This is a genomic window from Candidatus Avedoeria danica, assembly GCA_016703025.1.
Classification (GTDB): domain Bacteria; phylum Chloroflexota; class Anaerolineae; order Epilineales; family Epilineaceae; genus Avedoeria; species Avedoeria danica.
Genome location: JADJCV010000004.1, coordinates 2466951 through 2491647, shown reverse-complemented (window position 1 = coordinate 2491647; position 24697 = coordinate 2466951). Strand labels below are relative to the sequence as shown.

At 71.5% G+C, this 24697-nt stretch carries 21 protein-coding genes and 1 pseudogene; 11 read left to right on the top strand and 11 right to left on the bottom strand.

The window, feature by feature from the left end; all coding sequences use genetic code 11:
• Nucleotides 1–2: 2 nt before the first annotated feature.
• Nucleotides 3–362 carry a hypothetical protein gene (locus tag IPG72_12930; GenBank protein ID MBK6769888.1) on the top strand — a complete coding sequence of 120 codons (360 nt, stop codon included), beginning with the start codon at nt 3–5 and terminating at the stop codon, nt 360–362.
• Nucleotides 363–609: 247 nt separating this feature from the next.
• Here the strand turns inward: IPG72_12930 and IPG72_12925 are convergent, their stop codons facing one another.
• From IPG72_12925 to IPG72_12915, 3 genes are all read right to left on the bottom strand, one after another.
• Complete coding sequence (locus tag IPG72_12925; protein MBK6769887.1) at nt 610–1251, bottom strand: dihydrofolate reductase family protein; 642 nt, start codon at nt 1249–1251, stop codon at nt 610–612.
• Between the two features lie 106 nt (nt 1252–1357).
• Entirely contained in the window at nt 1358–1762 is a 405-nt protein-coding gene (locus tag IPG72_12920; GenBank protein MBK6769886.1) for a VOC family protein, read from the bottom strand.
• Nucleotides 1763–1838: 76 nt separating this feature from the next.
• Nucleotides 1839–2804, bottom strand: a complete 966-nt coding sequence (locus tag IPG72_12915) for a hypothetical protein (GenBank protein ID MBK6769885.1) — start codon at nt 2802–2804, stop codon at nt 1839–1841.
• A 434-nt stretch (nt 2805–3238) separates the two neighbouring features.
• Here IPG72_12915 and IPG72_12910 point away from each other — a divergent pair, with 434 nt between their 5' ends.
• Complete coding sequence (locus IPG72_12910) at nt 3239–4177, top strand: NAD(P)-dependent alcohol dehydrogenase (GenBank protein ID MBK6769884.1); 939 nt, start codon at nt 3239–3241, stop codon at nt 4175–4177.
• Nucleotides 4178–4231: 54 nt separating this feature from the next.
• Here the strand turns inward: IPG72_12910 and IPG72_12905 are convergent, their stop codons facing one another.
• The gene (locus tag IPG72_12905; protein ID MBK6769883.1) at nt 4232–4558 is read right to left on the bottom strand and encodes a cupin domain-containing protein; all 327 of its coding nucleotides are present in this window, start codon (nt 4556–4558) and stop codon (nt 4232–4234) included.
• A 155-nt stretch (nt 4559–4713) separates the two neighbouring features.
• Here IPG72_12905 and IPG72_12900 point away from each other — a divergent pair, with 155 nt between their 5' ends.
• From IPG72_12900 to tnpA, 7 genes are all read left to right on the top strand, one after another.
• The gene (locus IPG72_12900) at nt 4714–4890 is read left to right on the top strand and encodes a hypothetical protein (GenBank protein MBK6769882.1); all 177 of its coding nucleotides are present in this window, start codon (nt 4714–4716) and stop codon (nt 4888–4890) included.
• Nucleotides 4891–4905: 15 nt separating this feature from the next.
• Nucleotides 4906–5241 (top strand): hypothetical protein, encoded by a 336-nt coding sequence (locus tag IPG72_12895; GenBank protein MBK6769881.1) that lies wholly within the window; start codon nt 4906–4908, stop codon nt 5239–5241.
• Between the two features lie 43 nt (nt 5242–5284).
• Entirely contained in the window at nt 5285–5422 is a 138-nt protein-coding gene (locus tag IPG72_12890) for a hypothetical protein (protein MBK6769880.1), read from the top strand.
• A gap of 100 nt (nt 5423–5522) precedes the next feature.
• A complete protein-coding gene (locus tag IPG72_12885; protein MBK6769879.1) occupies nt 5523–5906 on the top strand; it encodes a hypothetical protein in 384 nt (127 codons plus the stop codon).
• A 394-nt stretch (nt 5907–6300) separates the two neighbouring features.
• Nucleotides 6301–7590 carry a PQQ-dependent sugar dehydrogenase gene (locus tag IPG72_12880; protein ID MBK6769878.1) on the top strand — a complete coding sequence of 430 codons (1290 nt, stop codon included), beginning with the start codon at nt 6301–6303 and terminating at the stop codon, nt 7588–7590.
• Nucleotides 7591–7683: 93 nt separating this feature from the next.
• Nucleotides 7684–8124 carry a hypothetical protein gene (locus tag IPG72_12875; protein ID MBK6769877.1) on the top strand — a complete coding sequence of 147 codons (441 nt, stop codon included), beginning with the start codon at nt 7684–7686 and terminating at the stop codon, nt 8122–8124.
• A 198-nt stretch (nt 8125–8322) separates the two neighbouring features.
• On the top strand, nt 8323–8733 hold the full coding sequence (gene tnpA, locus IPG72_12870; protein ID MBK6769876.1) for an IS200/IS605 family transposase: 411 nt from the start codon (nt 8323–8325) through the stop codon (nt 8731–8733).
• Nucleotides 8734–8818: 85 nt separating this feature from the next.
• Here tnpA and IPG72_12865 read toward each other — a convergent pair whose 3' ends face one another.
• Both IPG72_12865 and IPG72_12860 read right to left on the bottom strand, forming a co-directional pair.
• On the bottom strand, nt 8819–9187 hold the full coding sequence (locus IPG72_12865; GenBank protein MBK6769875.1) for a PH domain-containing protein: 369 nt from the start codon (nt 9185–9187) through the stop codon (nt 8819–8821).
• A 138-nt stretch (nt 9188–9325) separates the two neighbouring features.
• Complete coding sequence (locus IPG72_12860; GenBank protein ID MBK6769874.1) at nt 9326–12781, bottom strand: AAA family ATPase; 3456 nt, start codon at nt 12779–12781, stop codon at nt 9326–9328.
• Between the two features lie 391 nt (nt 12782–13172).
• Here IPG72_12860 and IPG72_12855 point away from each other — a divergent pair, with 391 nt between their 5' ends.
• On the top strand, nt 13173–13547 hold the full coding sequence (locus IPG72_12855; protein MBK6769873.1) for a DUF423 domain-containing protein: 375 nt from the start codon (nt 13173–13175) through the stop codon (nt 13545–13547).
• Between the two features lie 96 nt (nt 13548–13643).
• Here IPG72_12855 and IPG72_12850 read toward each other — a convergent pair whose 3' ends face one another.
• The 5 genes and pseudogenes from IPG72_12850 to IPG72_12830 form a co-directional block, all read right to left on the bottom strand.
• Nucleotides 13644–15566: a hypothetical protein gene (locus IPG72_12850; GenBank protein ID MBK6769872.1), complete on the bottom strand. Its 1923-nt coding sequence runs from the start codon at nt 15564–15566 to the stop codon at nt 13644–13646.
• 2060 nt (nt 15567–17626) lie between these two features.
• Nucleotides 17627–17974, bottom strand: a pseudogene (locus IPG72_12845) (hypothetical protein).
• Between the two features lie 156 nt (nt 17975–18130).
• Nucleotides 18131–18892, bottom strand: coding sequence for a ParA family protein (locus IPG72_12840; protein ID MBK6769871.1), 762 nt, complete (start codon nt 18890–18892; stop codon nt 18131–18133).
• Nucleotides 18889–20691, bottom strand: a complete 1803-nt coding sequence (locus IPG72_12835) for a CHAD domain-containing protein (protein ID MBK6769870.1) — start codon at nt 20689–20691, stop codon at nt 18889–18891. The genes IPG72_12840 and IPG72_12835 overlap by 4 nt, the downstream gene beginning before the upstream one ends.
• Before the next feature lie 4 nt (nt 20692–20695).
• Nucleotides 20696–22399 (bottom strand): NAD(P)H-hydrate dehydratase, encoded by a 1704-nt coding sequence (locus IPG72_12830; GenBank protein ID MBK6769869.1) that lies wholly within the window; start codon nt 22397–22399, stop codon nt 20696–20698.
• Nucleotides 22400–22424: 25 nt separating this feature from the next.
• On the opposite strand from IPG72_12830, the gene IPG72_12825 reads away from it, so the two are divergent.
• A complete protein-coding gene (locus IPG72_12825) occupies nt 22425–24647 on the top strand; it encodes a glycosyltransferase family 39 protein (GenBank protein MBK6769868.1) in 2223 nt (740 codons plus the stop codon).
• Nucleotides 24648–24697: the final 50 nt, after the last annotated feature.

Genomic DNA, 24697 nt, shown 5'->3' with positions numbered 1-24697 from the left:
CGATGATGGCAACGACCTCCCCTGCGCGCTCCAACAGCCGGCTGGGCACGCTCCTGGTGGGTGCGGCGGCAGGCTACGCGCTGGCGACCTGGATGCAGCGCAACGGCGTCGGCTGGCGCGATCTCCCGCAGCGCCTCCTCCCGCCCCCACCGCCCGGCGCCCCCGCCGCGGCGCGAGGTTCCCACGGCCTGGCCGGCCGCCTGTCCACGGCCCGCGACGCGGCGCTCCGGGCGATGGCCGAGCGCCGCGCCGAGCTCGAGCGCGAGGCGGGGCGGGCGCTGGCGGCGCCGGAGGGGCGGCGCAACGGCGGGAGCGGCGGTGCGGCGAATGGCGCGGGCGGGGAGATGCCGCCGGCGGTCTGAGTTCGGGCTTGAGAAGCCGTTCGCGCGTTTCTTGAAGAACCGTGCCGGGCTTCTTGAAGAACAGGCCCGCGTTTCTTGAAGAAGCGAGTCGCGCTTCTTGAAGAACGGGCCTGTGTTTCTTGAAGAACCGCGCCCCGTCTCTTGAAGGACGGGCCTGCGCTCCTTGAAGAAACGATTGCTCGTATCGGCGGGACGAAGGCGGGGTCGTCGTCCGGACGTCGGCCGCGCCGGGGCGCGATCCGGGGCGTCAGCGCCGAAACGTCAGGTGCGTCGTGCCGCTCGGTGCGGCCTCGACCTTCACCCGGTAGCCGGACTCCAGGCCGCGCAGGTCGTCCCACAGCCGGATGCCGCGGCCGAGCAGGATCGGCACGATGGCGACGTGGAGCTGGTCGACGAGACCGGCCTTGAGGAATTGGCGGACCACGGTCGGCCCGCCGCCGATCCGTACGTCCTTGCCGCCCGCAACGGCCAGCGCTTTGTCGAGCGCTTCGGCGGGCGTTGCGGAGAGGAAGTGGAAGGTCGTGCCGCCCGCCATCTCGATCGTCGGGCGCGGGGTGTGGGTGAGGACGAACACCGGGACCCGGAACGGCGGCTCGTCGCCCCACCAGCCGCGCCAGTCGGGATCGTCGGGATGGTTGTGCAGCCCGAACATGCCGGCGCCCATGATCTCCGCCCCGACCCCGGCGAAGTACGCCGCCGCGTAGTCGTCGTCGATGCCGGTCGTACCTTCGCCGGACGTGTCGTGCAGCACGCGCTCCCGGACCGTGCGGGTGGCGGCGTAGTGGCCGACGAGGCGGCCCCAGTCCTGGCCAAACGGGTCCTCGGGGGTCTGGTCCGTCGTCGTCGCGAAACCGTCGAGGGAGATGTTCAGGTCGACACGGACGGCCATCGGTGATTCCTCTCTCGCCTTGCGAACTTGCCTAGTATCCCACCACTGAACATGCTCGTGGTGGCTACCAGAGTACGGAACCCGGAAAATCGGCAGTGGTGGGGTACTAGCTCGGCGGGGGGTCCGCGGGATCCATCGGCCGCGGCTGCCAAAGCTCGATTTTGGTGCCCTCCGGATCCACGATGTGGGCGAAGCGGCCGTTGAAATCGTCCGGGAATGTGTTCACCGGCATGACGCCATGCTCCGCGCACCGCGCCAGCACGCCGTCGAGGTCGTCGACGGCGAGGTTGATCATGAACTCCTTGGTCGACGGCAGCATGTAGTCCGTGTCGGCTTCGAACGGGCTGAACACGGTGCCGGCGCCGGGATGGGCAGCCATCGCCTCCGGCGTGAAGACGGCGCCGCCCCAGTCCAGCATGTCGAGGCCGAGGACGTCGCGATACCACGCGATCAGCGCATCGCGATCCTTCGCCTTGAAGAAGACACCGCCTACGCCCAGCACTCGCGCCATCGACCCATCTCCTTGTGCATGCCGCGTCGCCTTGTGACGACATGGTACCACCGCCTGCGGCGGCTCGGCATGGCCTTTATCCTCGACTCGCGCCTCCGTCCAGCACCCGCAACGCCTGCAGCGTGATCCACCGATTCGGCTCGCCGACGGCGCCGGCCATCTCCGCATGCAGCGTGTCCTTGTGGTGCACGTCGAGCGGCCACCGCCCGTCGGCCTGGCGCCGCTCGCGCACGATGGCGACGGCCTCGTCGGCCCGCGCATCCGGCAGCGCGCCGGCCGCGCGGAGGTAGTCGAGCGCGCGCAGGACGTCGAAGCGCCAGAGCGGCGGGAAGGCGAGCTGCGACCACGCGGGGTTGATGATCTCGCCGGACGACAGGCGGCGCAGGAGCCGACGATCGAGGAGGTATTCCTCGCCTCGCCGCCGCGCCTCAGCGATCGTCGACGACGCGCCGAACGCCTGCTCGAACGCGAGCAGGCCTTCGAGGACGCAGATCGTCGTGTGGAACGACGAGCGGACCGAGCCTCGCTCGGCCTCGCAGTTCCAGCCGCCGTCGGCGAGCTGTTCGCCCAGCAGGCGCAGGGCGAGTGCGTCCGAACGCTCGCCGAAGTACGCGCCGAGCGCGACGACGCGGCCGTTGATGCACGGCTCGACCTCGCCCTCGAAGAACGGCGCGTCGCCCCACTCCGGCCCCCACGTGACGTGACTGCGGACGAGGTCGATCGCCTGCCGCACGCGCGGGCTCGAAGGGTCGGCCCCGAGGTCGCGCAGGAAGACCAGGGTGTACAGGTTCGACCACCAATGCGGCACCGCGACGCCGTCGCCCCAGGTGCCGTCGGGCTGTTGGAGGTCGAGGAGCTGAGCGCCCCAGCCTTCGGTGGCGACGCGGGAGCGTTCGGCGGCGATGGTTTCCGGGGGGGTGTCGGTGAGGTCGCGCATGACTTGCCAGCGGATGGCGGGGTCGGTGTCGAGGAGCCAGGCGAGGACGGGGGCGTCCGGGGAATCCGATGAACTCGGGGGTGCGGCGCTGTGCGGGTCCGTCATGGGTTTGCGGTCTCCACGTTCTGTGGTGCCGACGACGGGCGTCCGGTGTCGGGCGTCGAGGGTCGGGCATCCGTGCTGCGTGCGCGGCGGGCCATAGGCTAGCGCTGTGCGGGCGGCATGCGAAACGACGGGGCGGAACGTGCGTAGTACGCATCCGCCGTGATCGGGCCGTGTCTGTGATCGCGCACCGCCATGCGATGGCCGACGGTAGGGGCGAAGCAATTGCTTCGCCCCTACGCCCGCCCCGCGAGGATCCACGCGGTCCGTTCACGCCGCATTGGCATAACCCATCGAGGGCCGCACGGTGGAGGCGGCGCAGTGGGCGCGAAGGAGGGACAGAGAATGCGTGGACGCGACGGTGGGTGCTGTCCGCTGCGACGGGACGGCGGTCCGATCCGCCACCCGGGCCTCGCGGACCGTAAGCGAGACCGCGCGTGAAGGCAGTCGTGCAGGATCGCTACGGCCCGCCGGAGACGCTGCGGGTCGAAGACGTCGATCGGCCCGTCCCGAAGGCGGACGAGGTGCTCGTCCGGGTCCACGCCACGACCGTCACGCAAACGGACTGCCATGCGCGGCGGGCGAAGCCGTGGCCGTGGCGGCTGCTGCGGGGCGTTCGGCGCCCGAAGTGGCGGCTTGGCTTGGAGCTGGCCGGCGTGGTGGAGACGGCCGGCGCGGCCGTGACGGCGTTCGCGCCCGGCGACCGCGTCTTCGGCGTCCGCCAAGGCGCGAACGCCGAGTACGTCTGCGTCCGGGAAGCCGGCATCCTGGCGCACATGCCAAGCGGGATGCGCTTCGAGGAGGCGGCGGCGGTGTGCGACGGCGCGGCCCAGGGGCTGGCCGCGCTGCGCCGGGGGAACGTGGGCGTCGGCACGCGCCTGCTGGTGTACGGCGCATCGGGGTCGTGCGGGACGGCGGCGGTGCAGATCGGCAAGCTCCTGGGTGCCCACGTGACGGCCGTCTGCGGCACGACGAGCGTCGACGTTGTCCGCTCGCTCGGCGCCGACGAGGTGATCGACTATCAGCGAGAGGACTTCACGCGCAGCGGCGAGGGCTACGACGTCCTCGTCGATGCCGTCGGCAAGCTCTCGTTCCCGCGCACCCGGCGCATGCTGCGACCGGGCGGGATCTGGGTCGCGACGGACGGACTGCGCAACGTTCCCTACGGCCTGTGGGCCGCGTGGTTCGGCGACCGCAGGCTCGTCGGCGCGCGTTCGCGGTATGACCGGGGGGACGTGGTGCTCCTGAAGGGGTGGATCGAGGCGGGCGCGTATCGGGCGGTCATCGATCGGGTGTATCCGTTGGAGGGGATCGTGGAGGCGCATCGGTATGTGGATACGTGGCGGAAGACAGGGAATGTCGTGTTGACGGTTTGAGGGCGGGCGCCGAGCGCTCGGCGCGGCGGCCTGCATGGCGCGACACGCCTCGTGTCACTTCGCTCCGGGGACACCGTTTAGAAATGCCAGGAATACCAACTCCTCATCTTCCGCCCGAATGGCGTGTGCTTCCCCCGCAGCGATGACAAACAGCGTGCCAGGGCCACTGCGTTGCTCCTGCTTATCGCCACCCGAAAACACCCCGACTCCCTTAAGAACTACGATGTACACTGGCGAGTGTGGGGACACGTGCTCTTGCACTGACTGGCCGGGCTTCAGGGCAAATCGCAAGATGCGGCCCGTCTTGTCAACGAAAAGAGGTTCAGCATTTGGGTCTCTGTCATGAAAAACAACGTTGTCATGTAGTGCGATGGATAACATCAAACAAACTCCTTGTGGGGTGTGTGAGGTGCCACATGCTTGTCTGAGCGGCGCGGACAGGGCCGTGGGCCTGGCTGGCATGGCCGGCCGCCAGCGCCGTCGAGTTTGCGCCCAGGCCCGAAATGGCTTAGCGTAGATCCATGATACACCTGCTGATGGAGCACGGCATCGCCTGTCACCAGCGCGTGCACGACACCGGGCTGGCGCTGTCCGAGGCAGCCATGGGCCAGGACATGCCGGAAGTGCTCACGCTGAACGCGCAACTGCAGCGCGAGTGTGTGGCATGCCACACGTCGTTTCGGGACCGTCTCGCGGATCGAGCGGATAAATAGGAGCAAATCCACGCTATGAGCACCATGCAGGGAGCGGCGCTGTACTCGAACTGGAGAGATGTCGTGGTATTCGCTTCCGACGGACCACGACCACAGAAGGTGCTGGAGACAGATACGTTCCGAGCGGTCATCGTCGGCCTGGAGGCCGGCCAGAGCCTCCCGGTCCATCCTGCCCCGGCATCTGCCTATCACTTCCTCGAAGGCACCGGGTGGATGACCGTGGATGGCGAGCGGTTCCGTGTGGGTCCAGGGGCAACGGTGGTCGCGCCGGATGGGGCCCAGCGCGGGGTCGACGCAGAGACGCGTCTGGCGTTCCTGGGAACGCAGGCGGCGAAGGTGACGGGCGGATAGGTTGTCCGCAAGAGCGAGTACAGCACCAAGGGAGATAAGCACGATGCGATCGCCCCTCGGCACGGCTTACACGCTCTGGGCGCTGGCGTCGGCGCCCATCGCATGGGCCACCTGGCAGACGCTGCGCGAGGGCCTTGCTGCGGCCGAGCACGGGACCGCGGAAGAGCCGCTGCTTTCGTAGTGCCGTAGGAAGCTCCCGGCCGCAGTGCGCGGCGGGGGCGGATGTGATTGTCAGCATGCATCCGTACGACTGAGATTTGCCCTCACCTTGGGAGCTGGCGATGAAGAACTACCTGCGCTATGGGGCCGCACTGCTGGCGGCATTGATGGGCGCGATGGCGATCGGGGCCGGCGGCACCGTGCTGTTGCTGGGCCGCGATCCGGGCTACACCGTCATCGAATGGCTGCCGTACTACAACGTCGGTGCCGGCATTCTCTCGCTGCTGGTGACCAGCGTGCTGATCTGGCGGCGTCACGCCTGGGCGATGCCGCTGGCCGTGGTGACCTTCGTGGCGCACTCGGCCGTGCTCGGGACGCTCCTCACGGCGCTGCGCGACACGGTCGCCAGCGAGAGCATCACGGCGATGGTGATCCGCGCCGTGAGCTGGGCGGTGATCCTGGGGCTGATGTGGGCGGCGGGCACGGGCAGTAGCGGCCGCGACTAGCGGAGGGTCTTCCGGCGCGTAGCCGTCGCCATCGCAGCCATCGCAGCCATCGCAGCCATTGCCGCCGTCCCCGTACCCGCCCACCGCCACCCCCGCCCAACATGCCGAGCATCCGACGGCTCACGCCATGGGGTCTCGCGGCTCTTGTTGGTTGACCGCTCCCTACCGTGGTGCAACGCCTGTTCGTCTCCCACTTGTGCGCCTCGACTCTGGTAGCTACGATGGCGGCGACTGGGTGGGGCCGCTGCCCGACGAGAGGAGCCGATCGATGCGGACAACCCAGCGCGTGGCCCTGTTCAGCGCACTCCTGGTTGCCCTGCTGATCGCCGGGGGGGCGCAGGCGGCGGACGGCAAGATCTACATGCCGATGGCGATGAGGCTTGGCGCTGCACCGATGTCGCCGCCGACGGCCAAACCGTCCGCGAGCGCCAGCCCGACAGCGACCGCCCTCCCCTCCGCGACCGCAAGCCCGGGTGCGACCGCCACGCAGGGGACCGACGCGCCGGTGGTGCCGCCGCCGGACGCGGCAAGCGCTCGCCTCCAGGTACCGGAAGGCTTCGCGGTGCGGATGTACGCGAGCGGCCTGAGGGAGCCGCGCCTGATGACGACCGGGCCGGACGGGGCGCTGTACGTCGCATCACGCCGCGGCTCAGCGATCGTACGGCTGGCCGACGCAGACAACGACGGCCTGGCCGACGCCAATCAGGTTGTGGCCAGCGGCCTGACCGGGCCCCACAACCTGGAATGGTACGACGGCTCGTTCTATGTCGCCGAGAACAACAGGGTCTCAAAGCTAACCGACCTGAACGGCGACGGCTCCTTCACCGACAGCGGCGAGCGCGTCACCGTCACCTCCAACATCCCCAGCGGCGGTGGGCACACCTCGCGCACGCTGCACATCGGCCCGGACGGCAAGCTCTACGTGGCCGCGGGCTCCAGCAGCAACAACAACGTCGAAACCGACAAGCGCCGCGCCACGATCCTGCGCTTCAACCTGGACGGCTCGATCCCCGCGGACAACCCCTTCGCGGGCGACCCGACCGAGACCCGCCGTCCGGTCTGGGCCGAGGGGTTGCGCAACAGCGTGGACTTCCTGTTCCTGCCGGATGGGCGCCTGTGGGCCGACCACAACGGCAGCGACGGCCTGGGCAACGACGCGCCGCCCGAGGAGATCGTGATCCAGGTCGAGCGCGGCAAGCACTACGGCTGGCCGTTCTGCTACACGCCCAGCCTCGGCGTCACGCCCGCCGGTACCAGCGAGGTACGCGATACGCGGGTGGCCCTTGCCGCGCCGGTCACCAGTTGCGATCAGGTGACGCCGGCCCTGTTCACCGACGAGGCGCATCAGGCGCCGCTCGGCATGACGCGCTATGACAAGACCCAGTTCCCGGCGGCGTATCAGAACAGCCTGCTGGTTGCCTACCATGGCTCCTGGAATGCCGACCAGACCCCGCGCGACTGCCGGGTTCAACAGATCGTCGTACGCGACGGCCAGCCGGTGGAGGCCCTGCCTTTTCTGACCGGCTTCCGCGACAGCCCATCCCAGGAGTGCGGCGGCGCCTGGGGGCGTCCGGCGGGCGTGGCCGTCGGCGCCGCAGGCGAGGTATTCGTTTCGGATGATAGGAACGGCAACATCTATCGGATCGTGTATGTTGGGTCGCAGCGCGCGTTGTCAAGGCATTAGCTGGGCGACCCCCGCCTCGAACGATCGCGTCAGCGCCCCGAAATCGCGCTCCGCACGCACGTGCGAAGCGAGGAAGGGCTGGGCAAACGACCTATGGGTGATCTGAGCATCGAACCGATGGGTAGCAAGGACTTCGGTCCGTGCGAATGCTGTGGGGGTACCACGCGGAGCGTATGGGGAACGATATCGCGCGGCGAAGCGGCTGAGGCCTCGTACTTTGTGCGGTGGACGCTCGGCGAGGTCGAGCGGCACGGCGCCAACTTTGACCTCATCGTCGGGCGGTGGGGCGATGATGCCAGCAATGCGGATCGGTTCGCCGTAGCGCTCGAGTTCCGCGTGATGGACGACGGACCCTGGTTCATGGTGATCGATGCGGGCACGCGGCCAGTGGCGGAGAGCGACCTCGTGGGTCGGGCGTTGCGGCGCGACGAGGTGATCGGGACGCCGTTGGCACCGGTCGCGTTCGAGCTTGTGGACGCGATCTGGATGCAAGACGAGCGGATCGGGGAGCTGACGGGGGCTGACCGGCGATAGGGGGCTGACACGCCACTGGCGTCGTCCGCCGTGCCTCTGTAGTCGGGGGCACGGGACGGATGGTGGAGGAGCGGTCGCTGGCCGGTGATCACCCGGCCGTGAACGGCCGGGCTACAATAACGACGCCGGCTGAAGCCGGCTAGTAGGCCGCGAAGGCAATGGCAGTGTGTCCACTGTGCCGCCACCCAGCCGTCGTTGATGGACGTCGCGATGCCGTATTGCAGCCTTCACTACCATCTGGTCTGGGCCACGAGCGAGCGGCGCCCACTTCTCACACCGACGCTGCAACCGACCGTCTACGAGATCTTGCGCACCAAGGGCATCGGACTCGGGGCGATGGTCCACGCGATCGGCGGCATGCCGGACCATGTGCATATGGCCGTTACGCTGCCGCCGACGATTGCCGTATCGACGTTCGTTGGTCAACTGAAGGGCGTCAGCTCACGCAAAGTGCACGAGTCGCATGACCCGTTGTTCGCGTGGCAGTCCGAGTACGGAGCGTTCACTGTCCACAACAGCCGCCTCCCCACCGTCATCGACTACATCGCCCGTCAGGTCGAACACCACGCGAATGGCACCGTAATCCGCGATCTGGAACGCTTGACGTAGGCTGTTCTCATGTCTGTTAGCCGGCTTCAGCCGGCGTCGCTACTGTAGCCCGGCCGTTCACGGCCGGGCGATCGCTGGGACGAATCTAGAGCAACGACTCCGCGATCAGCTTATCCAAGCGGCGGATGTCGATGCCCTTGCTCAGGTTGACCTTGATGTGGCCCGCCTTCGTCCAGAGTTCGATCTCCGAGTTGAAGTTCAGCAGGCCGTGGCTGTTCTCGGATGACCACATCAAGATAGAAGAGTACGGCAAGGAGTAGATTTCAACCTTCTTGCCCGAGAAGCCCTGAGCGTCGCGCACGATCAGACGCTTGTTGGTGAAGATCGCGGTATCGCGGAACGTCTTGTACGCGGCAATCGCCTCTTCGCCGGGCACCAGGAGGTCATTGACATCGCCCGGAATCGGGCACTCGGCGACAAGAGTCCAGGCCAGAATGGCAGTCGTCTCGGCCATCGCACACTCCCTCCATGTTTTGAATAAGGACGTCGTCGCGTTCGAACGAACGGCGCGCATCAGGCTCGGATGCATGCGGTTGCCATACCGCCGGCATTAAGGGAACGACATGGTCAGGTTTCGATCTGCCGCCTGGAGTCATCCCGCCTCGACGCCAACGAGTACCCCCAACTCCGCCCTCCCCCCCACCTGATCCACCTCGTCCCCCCCCTCCCCATACGCCCCAAGCGCCGCCCCAAGCACCGCCGCCCCCTCCCCCCCCCGCCCCGTCGCCCCCAAATGCCCCGCCAACGACCGCGCCGCCTGCAGCCCCCAACTCACCGCCCCCATGGCCTGCGCCATCGCCAACGCATCACGCAGATCCACCTCGCCGGCCGCGATCTCGCCGCCGTCGACATCCCCCTCGCCCCCACCCTTCGCCACCCGCAACGCCCCCCGCAACTCCAGCAGCCGCGCGTCGTCGATCCGCTCCCCCGTTGCCGCGGCCACGGCCTGCGCCTCGGCCACGGCGGCGAGCCCATCGTCGAAGCGGCCGGCCAAGCGGCAGGCGTCGGCCAGGAGGCCGAGGAAGTACGGGAGCCAGAGGCGCGCGCCGATCGCGCGCCAGATGTCGACGCCGGCGCCCAGCTCGGCCAGGCCCTCGTCGGCGTCGCCTTGCACGACGCGCGCCCAGCCGCGGACGATGCGGCAGTAGCCTTCCCAGATCGGGAAGCCGCGCTCGACGGCGATGGCGATGCACTCGTCGGCGGCCGCGAAGAGCGACGGCAGGTCGTGGCGCATCTGGTGTAGGCGGGCGGCGAAGGTGAGGTTGAAGCCGATCATGTAGGGGTGGCCGACGGCGCGCGCCATCGCCAGCCCTTCCTCGCATACCCGCAGCGCCTCGATGGGCCGGCCCTGCCACCACAGCAGCAGGCTGTGATAGGCCCGCCCGGCCATGCCGGAGTCGTTGCCGTACTCCAGGATCCGGCCGCTGTGCCGTGCCGGGTCGTACGCTTCGGCGCAGCGCTCGAAGAACTCCGACGCACCCTCGGCTTCGCCCACGTAGTAGCGGTCGATGCCGGACATCATGTAGGCCTCGACGAGCCCGTCGTCGTCGCCGACGCGTTCGCACGCCGCCCGGAACTCGTCGGACAGCGTCCGCGTCCGGGCGTAATCACCCCGCACCAGGTAGCACGCCCACAGGCCCCACGTGACCGGGCCGGTCACCGGCGGGTGGCCGAGCTGCTCGCACAGATCGCGGGCGATGGACAGGTGGCGCTCGACGTTGGGCGACGAGTACCCCTCGAAGATCAGGTACGCCTGCCCGAGGGCGGCGTTCAGCGCCAGGTCGTGCGCCGTGTGCTCGGTGCCCGCAGGCCACTTCGCCAGTTCCTCCAGCGCCTTGTTCAGGTGCGCCACGGCCTCACGCGCCGCCGCTCGGGCGAGGGCGCGCATGCCGGCCTGCTGCCAGTAGCTCATCGCGTGCACCGGATCGCCCGCCTCCGTGAGGTGATGGGCCACGAGTTCGGGCTGCGTCTCGGCGACCTCGGGAAAGCGCTCGATGTAGGCGTCCGCGATGCGGGCGTGGTGCTGGCGGCGAACGCCCGTGAGCATCGAGCCGTACGCGGCGTCCTGCACCAACGCGTGCTTGAAGACGTAACGCGCGTCCGGCGGCGTGCCGCGCTGGAAGACGAGCTGCGCCCCGACGAGGCGCTCCAGGCCGGCGTGCAGCGTCGGCGTGTCGCACGGCGCGGCGGCGGCGATGACGTCGTAGCTGAAGTCGCGCCCGATCGTCGCCCCCACCTGGGCGATCAGCTTCTCGGTCGACAGGCGGTCGAGACGGGCGACGAGCGAGTCCTGGAGTGTGGCCGGGATCGCCAGCGCGCCGATCGGCCCGACCGCCACGTAGCGGCCGCCCTTCTCCACGACGAGGCCGGCCTCGATGACCATCTTCGTCAGCTCTTCGATGTAGAGCGGCACCCCGTCCGTCTTGGCCACGATCTGCGCCATGACCTCGGCCGGCAGCTCAAGCCCGCCGCTGATCCGGGCCGCGACGCGCGACGTCTGGCCGTCGCTCAGGCGGCTGAGCGTGAGCTGGGCCACCTCGGACCGGCGCGCGACGGCGATGTCGTGACCGGGGCGCGACGTCATGAGCAGCATGATCCGCGCGTCGGCGGCCGCGCCGACGAGCATCTCGAGCATCTCGAGCGTCGTCGGGTCGGCCCAGTGGAGGTCCTCGTGCACGAGCAGGAGCGGTTGGACGGCGGCGCGCCGGAGGAGCAGATCGACCATCAGCTGCAGCGTGAGCTGCTTGTGCCGCTCGGGCGCGACCGCCAGCGGCGGGTACCGGCCGTCGTAGCCGACGGACAGCAGGTCGGCCAGAAGCGGCACGTTCGGCTCGGGGGCGAGTCCGTATTGGGCGATGAAGCCCTCGATCTTCGTCAGGCGGACGGCGGCGTCGTCACCGCGCCCGAAGCCGAAGATCACGCGGGTGAAGAGGTCGATGACGGGGTACAGTGCGCTCTGCGTGTGGTACGGCGAGCAGAAGCACTCCGTCAGCCAGGCCGAGGGATCGGCGGCGACGACTTCCTTGATGGCCTGGACGATCCGCGACTTGCCGATCCCGGCCTCGCCGACGACGAGCACCGCCTGGCCCTGCCCGTCGAGGACGGCATCCCAGCGCCCGGCAAGCAAGCCGATCTCGGGCTCGCGGCCGACCATCGGCGTCCGCTCGCCGGCCGCGGCCGCCTCCAGGCGGTTGCGCGCGCCGCTCTCGCTGCGGACGTGGAAGAGGTCCACCGGCTCGGCGATGCCCTTGAGGGCGTGGCTGCCGAGCGGAACGGTCTCGAAGTAGCCCTGCACCAACCGGAACGTGTCGGCGCTGATGATGACGGTGTCGTGCGCCGCGCGCTCCTGCAGCCGCGCCGCCAGGTTGGGCGTCCGGCCGACGACGGCCTTGGACTCGTGCGCGTCGTCGGCGCCCATGTCGCCGGCCACCACCGGGCCGGTGTGGATGCCGATGCGGGCGTGCAGCTCCGCCCCGTGCTCGCGCAGCATCCGCTCGCGCAGCGGGTCGAGGCCCTCGAGGATCGCCAAGCCGGCGCGGACCGCGCGCTGGGCGTCGTCCTCGTGCGCCGTCGGGTAGCCGAAATAGGCCAGCAGCCCGTCGCCGAGGTACTTGGCCAGGTGGCCCTCGTAGCGCGCCACGACGCGGCCGGCGACGGACTGGTAGTCGCGCAGGACGTCGCGCAGCGCCTCAGGGTCGAGCTGCTCGGACAGCGCCGTCGAACCGACGAGGTCGCAGAACAGGACGGTGAGCTGGCGCAGCTCGGCCGCGCTGGCGGTCGGGGCGGAAGCGGATGGCGCAGCCGGCGACGTGCGCGGGGCGGGCGGGCGCGGCGCGGGGGCGACCGGGCCACCGGTCGCGCTCGGCGGAGCGGCGTCGCCGCCGGGCGACGGTGAGCCGGCGAGCGCGGTGCCGCACGCGCCGCAGAACCGCGCGCCGACAGCGGCCTCGGCGCCGCACGACGGGCAGCGGGGGGCCAGCGCGCAGCCGCACATCGAGCAGAAGCGGGCGCCGGCGGGGTTGTCGTGGTGGCAGGTTGGGCAGGTCATGGGCGTGGGTTGGCGCGGACGCGGGAGGCAACGGCGACTGGCGGCACGGTACACTTCAATGCAGGTGAAGGCAAGGGACAACAGTCGCGGCGCATCATGGGCGACATGTCAGGGTTTGCCGGCCGGTAAACAAGCCGCCGACCGATCGCCCGGCGATGAATCGCCGAGCTACAATAACGACGCCGGCTGAAGCCGGCTACGGCCGCAATCCGGCGATGCTCGGTGGGGTCGTGGCATGACACGACCTCGCATCCAAACCGGCGATTGCAGTTCAGGCCTCGTGATGTTGCGACGACCGGGCCGGTCCTGGACACTTGGTCGGCGACCCCTCGCGTGCTGGGTTCATCGGAGCGACCACCCACCGCGCTCACCCGTTGACTTGAGGACGACCATGCCCCGCACCTTCTTCCTCCTCGGCAGCCTCTCCGCCATGCTCGCCGTCCTCGTTGGCGCCTTCGGGGCGCATGGCCTGCGCGATCGGGTCAGCACGGAACTCCTGGCGACGTTCGAGACCGGCGCCCGCTATCACATGTACCACGCGCTCGCCCTGATCGCCGCGGCCTGGGCGGTCGACCGCTGGCCACAGGCGCAGACGGCGCAAACCGCCGGCTGGCTGTTCCTGGGCGGGACCCTCGTCTTCTCCGGAAGCCTGTATCTGCTTGCCCTGACCGGGCAGCGCTGGTTGGGGGCGGTCACGCCCATCGGCGGGCTGCTGTTCATCGCCGGCTGGGCGATGCTGGCATGGGCGGCATATCGGGGCGGGTGAGGGCTGACGCCTCGACTCGCGGACACGGACAGGTCAACTTACCCCATCCTGATTCTGTGGGGCAGACCAAGGAATTGCCGCTGACACTCCCGCGGATCAGTACCCCTTGAGGAACTCCAACAACGCCATCCGCTCCTCCTCGCTCAACTCCGTCCCAAACGCCGCCCCCTCATGCCCCGCGTTCGAGTTGCCGGCGATCGGCGCCCCGTCCTTCGCGACGTTGAACATCCACCCGTCCACGCCCTCGATCGTCAGCCCGAGCTTGACGACGTCGTACTCCCGGCTGCCGATCGGGAACGACATCGGCCGCTCGGCGGCGGGCCTCAGCAGGTCGTAGAGCGTCGGCACGCTGCCGTTGTGGAGGTAGGGCGCCGTGGCCCAGCTGCCGTGGAGGGCGCGGGTGCCGTACTTGTTCGTCTCGCGCCACTCCGGCGCGGGGCCGATGAGCCGCTTGGCATCGGCCTCGTCGATCCCCTCGTTGGCCATCGACCAGTCCATGAACTGGTCGAGCGCCGGCGGGAAGACGTCGGCGAACGGCTGGCCGTCCAGCGGCGTGCCGAACGTCGTGAGGCGCTCCGGATCGGTTCCGATGACGTCGAGCGCGTACTGTTTGTCGCCCGGCGACGAGCCCGGCCCGTCGCCCTCGTGGCACGTGGCGCACGTCGCGCGGAAGATCGGCTCGCCCTTGGCCGCCAAGTCCGCGTCGATCGGCCCGAACACGTCGGCGGGCCACTCGGGCGGCGTGATCTCGCGCGCCAGGTCCTCGGCCAGCCGGAGCTGGCGCGGGTCGACGGTGCTGCCGTACGCCTTCAGTTCGAACGGCGCGCCCGTGCCGAACGCCTGGCCGTAGTTGCGCTGCATGATCGAGTTCGTGTTGTTGTCGTAGTGCAGCCACGGGATGTCGTCCAGGTTCCACGTCGGCGGGAAGCTGAGCGGGGAGGTGAGCGGCAGCGCCCAGCGCTCGTCGAACAGCTGCGCGCGGGCGACGTCCCAGTCGTCGGCGCGGCCGGGGCCGAAGTCGGTCTGGGGCAGGTGGACGAGGAGGACGATCCTCTGCAGGAACAGGATGCGGCCCTCGATCAGGCGCATTGTCTCCATGAAGTGGTCGATCATCTGGTGGACGGCCACGGCGCGCGTCGCCTCGTCCTCGAGCGGGCAGCCGTCGCCCAGCTCGGCGCCGCCGTCGTCGGCCTTCACGAGCGCCGCGGTGTCGCCGCGGTCGACGGGCTCGGCCGTCGGCGCGTTCGCATAGTTCGGCAGCGCGTCCACGTCGTCGGCCTCGGCGCCGTGCAGCCGGTCGAGGTGCGCGCGGAGCTGCCGGCCGAACGCGCCCGCGGCGCCGATCTTCTCGAGCGTCGTGCACTGCGTCAGCACCTTGTGGGCCTCGGGGTGGCGCTCGATCAGCGCGGCAGAGAGCGTCTCGTCGCGCGCCTGCTGCTGGAGGTCCTCGTAGAGCCGGGCCGGGTGCTCCACCGAGCGCTCGGCCGCCTTCGCCAACGCAGTGAAGAAGCCCTTCTGATCCGCCAGGTTCGGCCCGCCGATCACGCGCACCGCCTGGCCGTCGCGGTGCCACTCGCCGACGTGGCAGGCCGCGCACGTCATCCCGACCATCGGAATGACCGTCAGCTGGCTGGCTTCGTGGCTGACCGTCATGCCCACGGGCAGGCCGTGCGGCCCGTTCGGGTCGGGCAGGAAGCCATATCGGTCGAGCGTCTCGACGAACGGCCGGCCGTCCTCGTCCTCGAGCGCCAGCAGCCAGGCCAGCGGGAAGAGCTCGCCGCCCTGGTCGAGGTGGTAGAGCGTCCGGATCTCTTCGCCGGTCAGGCCTTGCTGGGCGGACGGCATGGCTGGTGTTGTGGCGGCCGATGTCGGCGCCGCCGTGCCCGGCCCCGCCTCGCGGACCGCCGGCTCTGCGGCAGGCGTCGGCGCCTCCGCGCGGCAGGCGGTCGCCGCCGCGAGCAGGGCGGCGGCGGTCATCGCGATGGCCGTGGGGTTCGAGCGGCGACGCGGGGCCGTCACGCGTCCACCTCCCCTGTCCCGACCGTCGACAGCGCCGCAGCCAGCGCCGCACCGCTCGTCGCCGCAGCGGCGCCCTCGAACACCCGCCGACCGATGTGGTAGCCGAGCGCGCGGTAGGCCTCGAACTGCTCCTCGCTGAAGAACTGCTCCGCCGTCGATTCGTGCGGGAACGACGGGCTGCCCGCTCGGTACGCCAGCACGTCCAGCCGCTCGTCGCCGGTGAGCGAGAGCTTCAAGTAGCACAGGACGCCCGACTGGCCATCGCCGTAGTCGATCCGACCGATCGTCCAGTGGGCGCCGTGATAACCTTCCGCCAGTGCCTTGAGCCGCGCGATGTCGATGTCGATCGTGATGCCGAGGTCGATGCGTGCATAGCGGATCAGCCGGATCAAGCTCGGGAACGTCATGCCCGGATCGGCCTCGCCGTCGACGGCGATGATGAGCGCGCAGCGACGCTCGAGCAGGCTGTACACGCCCAGGTTCTCGATGTGGCCGCCGTCCGAGACGTTGACGAAGCGGCTGGTGGAAACCATCCGCCCGACGGCCTCGCGCCAGAGGTAGCTGGCGCCGGGGACCGTCCACTGCCAGCGCCAGCGCGGCCAGTGCAGCCCGAGGCGCACGCGCGCCGGGTTCGGCAGCCAGTACGCCAGGCGGAAGTTCAGCATCGTCATGTCGAACGTCAGGGCGCGGTTCGTGACGTCGCCCATGTTCGGCGCCACCGCCGCGCCCGAGATCGCCATCGCCGTCGCGAGGTCGAAGTTGGGGTCGGCGCGCTCGAGGTCGGCCGTCGCGCAGTAGCCGGTCCGGCGGCTGCCGGACCAGCCGGGGCTGAACAGGAAGAAGTCGGCCTCGCGGCCGCGCAGGTCGGGGTCGTCGCTGCCCTGCAGGTTCATCGCGGCGTTGATCAGGTGGTATGGGGCGGCCGTACCAGGCCCGTTCAGCTTCGAGAGGCGGAGATCGTCGACCCACGACACCTCGTCGTCGTCGCTCCGCCGGATCAGGTAGGCGCGGCTGAGGCGGTCGCGGTAGAAGCCGTTGCCCGAGGACGTGTTGATCGAGAGCGCGGCGCGGTTGAGCAGGAGCAGCGCCAGCGTGAAGGCCCAGACGTAACCGTCCCACTCGGCCAGCCACATGTCGCGCCAATTGATCTGCAGGACGTCGTCGCGACGCCCGATGCGGTACGTGTAGCCCGTGTCGCCGAGCACCCACCGCTGCCCCGGTTCGACGACCGAGACGAACGTGTCGGGACCCTCGAGCTCCAACGCCTTTTGCACCATCTCGGCCTCGAGCGCGGGCGAGACCTCGCCGCGGTCGAGCGACGGGACGAGCGAGACCGGCAGGTACGGCGACGAGACCCAATAGGTCAGCGCCCCAAAGTAGATCAGGACGAGCGTGGCGGGGGCGAGCAGGCCGAGGGCGTGGATGCCGAAGGCCCGACCGATCCTCGCGGCCCGGCCGCGCCCGAGCATCATCGACGCGACGACGGCGATCACGCCGGCCGGGAGGAGCCAGAGCAGCGTGAAGCGCCACGTCTCGACCCGCTCGATCGTCTGCCGTGCGGCGTGCATGGCCGCCGCCGGGTCGCTTCCGATGGCCAACTCGATCGCGCGCGAAAAGACCGCCATCCCCCAGCCGAAGAAGATCAGGAGGCACAGCACGCCGAGCAGCCGGTCATACCGGTTGCGACCGACCCAGCCGAGGCGGTGGCGGAACGCCGTGGCCGCGATCGGATAGACCAGGACGGCGGCGACGAACAGCGCGATGAACAGCAGTGGAACGAGTCCCCAGAGATTGTGCACCTGGTCGTCGGGCAGGATCGTGTGCATCCACTCGAACCCAAGCTCGGTCACGAGCGCCGCCGCGACGATGTACGGCAGGAAGATCGCGACGTTGACGAGCGCGCCGCGCACGAGCAGGAGCGGCAGCCGCACGCGGTCCAGGAGGCCGCCCGGCGCCAGGTAGTGGCTGCTGTGGCGCAGGTGGCGCACGGCGGGCGGTTCGGGCTGCCCGGATGGTCCGCACAGCGGGAAGCGCTCGCGCTCCGGGCCGGCGCTCGGCGTCGAGAGCAGCGCGGACACGGCGCCGCCGAGGAAGCCGCCGCCCGAGACCGTCGAGAGGTAGTCGACGAACGGCAGCAGGCCGGCACGGCCGAGCGCCTGGACGACGCCAAGGCTGAACGTGGCGCTGCGGATCCCGCCGCCGGAGAGCGCGAGGCCGACGATGTCGGCGGGGGGTGCTCCGTCGGCGGGCGGTGCGTCCTCCTCAGACCGTACGACGTCGGTGGGCGGCGCGACGTCGGCGTCCGCGGGCGACGGCGTCGTGATCGCGCGCCGGCGGGCGCGGATGGCGGCGTGCTCCGTTCGCAGCACGTCCGCGAGTTCCGGCCCCTCCGCTTGCCGCTTGCCCACGCCGTTCGCCTTGGTCGCATGGCCATGATGGCGTCACCACAGAGAACGGCCAGCGAGGATGCCACACTTTTCAGAGCGCGCAAGAAAGCGCGCAAGAACAAATCCAAGCGATTTCCGCCGCTGGTCGACCGACGATCGACGGCCGGCCCGCCCGCGCTATCGCCCCCCGACGACCTCGCGCACCTCGCCCCACAACGCCCGGTACGCCGTCGCCGCCGCGTCGCCCGGCGCGAACACACCCACCGGCGCGCGCTGCGTGCCCATGCGCTCGACCGCGCTGAGGTACGGGATGACGGTGCGCAGGAACGGGAACGGCGTCGGCAGGCCGCCGTCGAGGATCGCGTCGGCCAGCGCGCGGTGAAGGGCCTTGCGCCGGTCGACCATGCTCAGGAACGGCCGCGTCACGGCGCCACCGGCGTCGTGCTTGCGGAGGTGCGCGGCCAGCTGGTCGAGCGTCCGCAGGCTCAGCGTCGTCGGGACGGTCGGGACGATCAGGGCGTCGGCCAGGGCGAAGACGCTCTCGCTCGTCAGGGTGATGCCGGGTGCGCAGTCCAGCACGGCGTAGTCGTAGCGCTCGGCGAGGGGGGCCAGGAGGCGGACGAGGCGGCGGGTCGGTCGTTTGGCGGCGTCCAGGTAGAGGTCGAGGTGGCGGTACGTGAAGTCGGCGGGCAGGACGTCGAGGCCGTCGTAGTCGGATCCGCGAACGAGCGACGCGACGTCCGTGTCGCCCTTCACGAGCTGCTTGGCGCCGCCGCGCGCGTCCGGCGCCACCCGGAAGTAGAACGATGCCGCGCCCTGCGGGTCCATGTCCCAGACCAGGACGGATGCGCCGCCCCGCCACGCCTCCCACGCCAGGTTGACCGCAGTGGCCGTCTTGCCGACGCCGCCCTTGATCGCGTAGCTGGCGATGATCCTCATCGGCGTGGCCTGAACAGGCGCTCGTAGCGCTGCCGGTTGTCCTTCGTGTCGAACGCGGCGAACCGGGCGGCGAACTCGAGCCGGCACGCTTGCTCGCGCGCGTGGAGGTCGTGCGTCAGCCAGCCCATCGCCAGCAGCGCGGCGCTGTTGGACGGCCGCCGGCCGAGGTCGGCGGCGAACGCGCGCATCGCGCCCTGCTGCACGCCCATGTCGTTCAGCGTCCCGAGGTTGTCCTGGAGGCCCTTCAGGCTGCCGATCAGGGCATCCGCTTCGGCCGGCGGGACGAGGCGGCGGAAGAACTCGAGCGCGTAGCGCAGCTTCTTGGCCTCGATCCGCAGCTGGTGCAGCGCGCCGACTGCCGTGTCCGGCCCGATCGCCCGCCCGTCGTCGAGCACGCGCTTGAACCGCCGCCACGTCCGCCGCGCCCCGAGAACGGCGATCGGCTCGGCGGCGGCAGGCGCGTCGGCGCCGTTCGCAGCGATGTCGTCCAGCGCGGCCGACCAGTCCGCGAGCAGCGCGGCGTAGCGCGGGCTGTCGAGTTCCCCGACGAGCTCGGCGTGCGCGCTCGCCTGGCGGGTGCGCAGGTAGGCCTCCAGCGGCCCGAGATCGCGGCCGACCTCGGGCGGCAGCGCGGCGCGGTAGGCCGGCATGTTCTCGAGGTAGACGTCCAGGTCGCGCGTCGGCCCGGTGACCGCGCCCATCCAGCCGAACTCGGCCTTGAAGTGCTCCACGACCGCAGCCGGCAGCGCATCCTGCAAGAGCGTCAGCCCGGCGCGCGTGCGTCGGACCGCGACGCGGAAGTCATGGAGGAACTCGGGGTCGACGTCGGCGCGCGTGCCGGGCTCGCTCGTGCGGATCGCCTGCAGGAGCGCCCGGAAGATCGTCGCCGAGGCGGCATCCGCCCGCGCGTCGGCGCTCAGCGGCACGTCGAACTTGCCGCTGACGCCGCCCGGCTTCAGCCCCACCGTCGCAAGCGCCGGCACCACGAGGCTCGGAACGGCCGACGCATCCAGTTTGGCGCTCTTCCCGCCGGGCTTCGAGAGCTGGGCGATGGCATCGCTCACCGCGGCCAGCGCCTCGTCGTAGCCCCGAACGGCCAGCACTTCGATCCACGGCGCCAGCTCGCCGCTCGACCGGGCGGATCCGCCGGCCGGTGAAGCCTCGGTCGTGGCGGTGCCTGCGCCCAGCCGCAACCGCACGACGGTCTTGCCCTCGCCGTCGACGATGCCGTACGTGCGGTACACCGCCTTGACGTCGACCAGCGCGAGCAGTCGGCGCGGCTCCGCAATGACGGCGAGCGCGTCGCGGAAGGCGCCGGCGGGGACGTCGCGGGCGAACGCGGGTGGCGATCCGTCGGGCCAGGCAACCGCGTCGAGGATTCGGCCGTCGTGCGCTTGCCACATCAGCCACGGCCCGGCGGTCGCATCGTCGAGCGCATCGCGCCCAGCCGCGTCGTCCGGTCCCGCGACGCCCTTGCCCGGCGCGCCGTCCGCCTTCGCCCGCGCCGTCCCCGCCGGGGCGACGACGGCCAGCGTCCCGCCGGCCCGGTGCAGGAGGCCGTCGAACGTGTCGACGTAGCGCCAGCGCCAGCTCTCGCGGCCGCGCTGGGCGACGACGAGCGGCGGGTCGAGGGCGGCAACCGCCAGGGCGATGCGGGCGACGGTCCCATCCGCATCCGCGCTGCCGCCCGAAGTCGGCACGGCGTAGCGGGCGGTGGGCACGGGGAAGGCGCGGGCGAGGGCGACGAGGGTGGGGTTCGGCGGCGGCGCGGGCGTCGTCCGGGGGGGGGCTTTGGGCACTGGTTCACTCCGATGGGGGTGGCGCCGAGCCGGCGCTGACGGTCGTTCTACGGGCAGGGGCGGCATGCGATGCGTCGCCGAGCCCGCGCCAGACAGGGCCGATGTGGGCCAGGAGGTCGCCGGCGACGGCGGCGCGGGCGCCGGACGGCGATGCGGCGAGGCGCAGGCCAGCCAAGGCGTGGGTGTGAACGGCGGCTGCGGCGGCCTCGAACGGCGGCGCGCCGGCGGCCAGGAGTCCGGCGATCAGGCCGGCGAGGACGTCGCCCGTGCCGGCCTTGGCCAGGGCGGAAGTGGCGATCGGGACGACGGCGCATCGGCCATCGGGCGCGGCGACGACGGTGTGGGCGCCCTTGAGGACGACGACGTGGCGCCACGCGGCGGCCCAGCGGCGCGCCACGGCCACGCGGTCGGCGTTCACGGCGGCAACGGTCAGGCCGGTGAGGCGGGCCATCTCGCCCGGGTGGGGCGTGAGCACGGCGCCGATCGGCAGCGCGCGCGGGCCGGCGGGGTGGTCGGCGAGGAGGTTCAGGCCGTCGGCGTCGACGACGACGCGGCCGGGCCGGGCATCCTCGACCAGGTCGCTCAGGCCGTCCAGCAGCGCTCGGACGAACTCGGCCACGCCCCTGTCCCGGCTGAGGCCCGGACCGATCAACACGGCGTCGTAAGCCAGCCAGGCGGTGCGCACCGCTTCGGCGGCCGCGGCCGAGATCCCGCCGTGGACCTCGGGCAGCGGGAGGAAGGTGGCCTCGGGCAGGTGGGCGGCGACGGCGGCGCGCACCTCGGCCGTGGCGGCGACGGTCACGAGCCCGCAGCCGGCGCGATATGCCCCGCCGGCTGCCAGCGCCGCGGCCCCCGGGTAGGCACGCGACCCGGCGACGACGAGCGCCCGGCCGAACGTGCCCTTGTGCGCGTCCGGCGGGCGCGGCGGCAGCCAGCCGGCGACGTCCGCGTCCGTGACGATGCCGAGCGGGGGCGCGGCGCACGCACGGACGATGTCGTCCGCGATGTCGATGCCGTCCACGACCAGTCGGCCGACCGCCGCCGCGCCCGGGAACGCCACGTGGCCGGGCTTGGCGCAGCCGAACGTCACGGTCAGGTCGGCGGCGAGGGCGTGGGCGTCGAGCGCGCCGCTGTCCGCGTCGAGCCCCGTCGGGAGGTCGACGGCGACGACGAAGCGCGGCTGGGCGGCGGCGACGCGGGCGAGGAGATCGGCGACGGCGCCGGTGAGCGGTCCCCGCGCGCCGGTGCCGAGGAGGGCGTCGACGACGACGTCGGCGTCGGCCAGCCAGCCGGAGAGGGTGCCGGAGAGGGTGCCGTCGACCGCCGTCCCGGCGAGATCGGATGGCGCGATGTCAGCGGCGTCGGCGTGGGCGTCGTCGGGCCGCGCATCCAACGCCAGGACCGGCACGTTGTGCGCCCGGGCCTCGGCTACCCGCCCGTCCGGCGCGCGCCGCCATGTCACGACGCGCACCGCCATGCCGGCATCGGCGAGGGCGGCGGCCGCGACGAGCCCGTCGCCGCCGTTGTTGCCGGGGCCGCAAAGGACGACGACGGTCGGGCGATGGGTGCCGGTGTCGCCCGCCCAGCCCATGACCTCGCGTGCCACCGCCCGCCCCGCCAGATCCATCATCGCCGCATACGCATGCCCGCGCCGGTCGGCCTCGGCCTCGATGGCGCGCATCTGGGCGGCGGTGGCAATGGGGGTCACGCCGATATGATACGATAGCCCGCCCATGCGGACCTCCCCCGATTCGCGTACCTCTTCACGCGCCCGTTGGCGAACCCATTGGCCCGCCCGCCTTGCCGTCGCCGCCGCGCTTCTCGCCGCCGCCGCGCTCCGCGCCCCGACGCACGCTTTCCCGCCCGGCCTCTACCGCGACGAGGCGTTCTACGGCCTCGACGGCCTCGCCGCGCTCGTCGACGGTCCGCGGCTGTGGTACGCGGCGAACAACGGGCGCGAGCCGCTGTTCATCTGGCTCGTGGGCCTGAGCGAGTGGGCGATGGGGCCTGTTGCGCCGACGGCGCGCCTGCCGCTCATCGCGGCCGTCCGCCTGCCCGCGCTGGCCGCCGGCGTCGTGCTCGTCGCGGCGATGTACGCACTCGCGTCGCGCCTTGCCGGCCGTCGGGCGGGCGTGATCGCTGCGGCGCTGACGGCCGCCCTGCCGTGGGCGACGCTCCTCGGCCGGACGGGCCTGCGCGCCGGGCTGCTGCCGGCCGTGCTGGCGCTGTCGGGCGCGGCGACGCTGCGCGGCATCGACCGGCGGGATGGGCGCTGGGTGGCGTTCGGCGGGGCGCTGGCGGGGCTGTCGCTCTACACGTACACCGCGGCGCGGGCGTTGCCCGTGGCGGTCGGGGTCGCCGTCGCCCTCGCGTTCACTGCGCCGGCTCGGGCGACGGCCGCCCGCTGGCTCGGCGCCGCCGCGTTCGTCGCGCTGCCGCTCACCGTGGCGATGGCGCGCACGCCCGGCGCGCTCGTCGGGCGGCTGGCGCAGGTGGCGGTGGCGGGCGAAGGCGGGTCCGGAGCCGGTTCGGCCGGCGTCTCGGCGACGACGGACGCGCTGATCGCGAGCTTCGGCCGCACGGCCGGGCTGGTGTTCGTGGCCGGTGATCGTATCGCACGACATAACATCCCGTTCCGGCCGGTGTTCGGGCCGCTGGCGGCGGCGCTGTGGCTCTTGGGCATCGCCGTCACGCTCACCTGGCTGCGTCCATCGTCGCCTCCGCGCCGACGTCGCGCAGCCGCCCTCCTCCTCGCCGCCACGTTCGCCTTCGCCCTGCCGACCGCCCTCGCGGCCGACGCGCCGCACTTCCTGCGCGCCGTGGGTCTGCTGCCTGCGCTCGTCGGGGCGGCGGCCGTTGGCGGCGCGGTGCTCGTCGGCTGGGCGGGCGGGCGGTGGGGGGGCGTTGGGCGGGGCGGGGCGTGGGGGCTCGTGGCGCTGGCGGTGGCGCTCGAGGGGCGGGACGTGATGCGCTATGACGGGGCGTTGGAGGCGGGGCGGGCGGCGGATCCGCTGGCGGAACGGACGGTGGCGGTCGTGCCGGATGCGAACGGTGGCGCGAACAGCTTCGACCGCTCGCTGCACGCACACTGGCCGCGCGCCTATCACGCCTTCGACGGCGGGGCGACGACGCTGGCGCGCGAGGTGAACGCGTCGCTCGAGGCAGGTCGCCGAGTGTGGCTGGACCGGCGCCTGCGCGACGGCTGGGCCAGCGTGCCGTTCCTGATCCCGATCGACCGCGTGACGCTGACCGACCCGTATGATCCGGTGCTGTTCGGTGACGACGGCGACGGCGACGGCGGTGACAACGGCGACGACGGCGCGGCGTACATCGTCCCGTACGGCCTGCGGCTGGACGAGGTCTGGGCCAAGCTGCCGGCCGATGGCGCCGAGCTGGCGTTCCTGCCGCCGATCATGGAGCGGGGCGATCTGGCCGCGCGGGCGAGCCCGCTGGCTGTGCGTGTGCTCGGTCCGCGCCTCCCGCCCGAACTGCGTCCCGGCGACGGGGCGACCGCGCAGTTCGTCGATGGGCTCGTCCTGGACGGCGCGGCAGTCGACGCCGGCCCGCTGGCCTCCGGATCGAACGCCGCGCGCGACGCCTGGCCGCTGTGGGCCGAGGCGCCGGGCGCCGTCCGCGTGACGACGCGCTGGCACATCGACGGTCCGCCGACGATCGGCGAGGCCACGCTCTTCGTCCACTTGTTGGATGCGGCGGGCAACAGCGTGGACTCAAGCGTCGATGCGCCGCTGGGCCACGGTGTCTACCCGGCGGGCCGTTGGCGCACCGGTGACGTCGTCGTCGACCAGCGCGTGCTCCGGTTGCCGCCGGGCGCAAGCGGATTGCGGATTGTCGTGGGGCTATACGCGGACGACCCGGGTTCGCCGCTGCGGCGGGTCGATGGGGTGGGGGATGGGATGGGGGATGGGGCGACGGTTGAGATCGGGCGGGTGCCGTAGGGCGGGGGCCTGATGGGGCGGGTGGCCTGCGGGCGACGCATGCGTCGCCC

Excerpts from the sequence above, each read along its gene's own strand:
- IPG72_12930 (MBK6769888.1), top strand. The coding sequence starts at position 3 with ATGATGGCAACGACCTCCCCTGCGCGCTCCAACAGCCGGCTGGGCACG.
- IPG72_12925 (MBK6769887.1), bottom strand. The coding sequence starts at position 1,251 with ATGGCCGTCCGTGTCGACCTGAACATCTCCCTCGACGGTTTCGCGACG.
- IPG72_12920 (MBK6769886.1), bottom strand. The coding sequence starts at position 1,762 with ATGGCGCGAGTGCTGGGCGTAGGCGGTGTCTTCTTCAAGGCGAAGGAT.
- IPG72_12915 (MBK6769885.1), bottom strand. The coding sequence starts at position 2,804 with ATGACGGACCCGCACAGCGCCGCACCCCCGAGTTCATCGGATTCCCCG.
- IPG72_12905 (MBK6769883.1), bottom strand. The coding sequence starts at position 4,558 with ATGTTATCCATCGCACTACATGACAACGTTGTTTTTCATGACAGAGAC.
- IPG72_12900 (MBK6769882.1), top strand. The coding sequence starts at position 4,714 with ATGGAGCACGGCATCGCCTGTCACCAGCGCGTGCACGACACCGGGCTG.
- IPG72_12895 (MBK6769881.1), top strand. The coding sequence starts at position 4,906 with ATGAGCACCATGCAGGGAGCGGCGCTGTACTCGAACTGGAGAGATGTC.
- IPG72_12890 (MBK6769880.1), top strand. The coding sequence starts at position 5,285 with ATGCGATCGCCCCTCGGCACGGCTTACACGCTCTGGGCGCTGGCGTCG.
- IPG72_12885 (MBK6769879.1), top strand. The coding sequence starts at position 5,523 with ATGAAGAACTACCTGCGCTATGGGGCCGCACTGCTGGCGGCATTGATG.
- IPG72_12880 (MBK6769878.1), top strand. The coding sequence starts at position 6,301 with ATGTCGCCGCCGACGGCCAAACCGTCCGCGAGCGCCAGCCCGACAGCG.
- IPG72_12875 (MBK6769877.1), top strand. The coding sequence starts at position 7,684 with ATGGGTGATCTGAGCATCGAACCGATGGGTAGCAAGGACTTCGGTCCG.
- tnpA (MBK6769876.1), top strand. The coding sequence starts at position 8,323 with ATGGACGTCGCGATGCCGTATTGCAGCCTTCACTACCATCTGGTCTGG.
- IPG72_12865 (MBK6769875.1), bottom strand. The coding sequence starts at position 9,187 with ATGGCCGAGACGACTGCCATTCTGGCCTGGACTCTTGTCGCCGAGTGC.
- IPG72_12860 (MBK6769874.1), bottom strand. The coding sequence starts at position 12,781 with ATGACCTGCCCAACCTGCCACCACGACAACCCCGCCGGCGCCCGCTTC.
- IPG72_12855 (MBK6769873.1), top strand. The coding sequence starts at position 13,173 with ATGCCCCGCACCTTCTTCCTCCTCGGCAGCCTCTCCGCCATGCTCGCC.
- IPG72_12840 (MBK6769871.1), bottom strand. The coding sequence starts at position 18,892 with ATGAGGATCATCGCCAGCTACGCGATCAAGGGCGGCGTCGGCAAGACG.
- IPG72_12825 (MBK6769868.1), top strand. The coding sequence starts at position 22,425 with ATGCGGACCTCCCCCGATTCGCGTACCTCTTCACGCGCCCGTTGGCGA.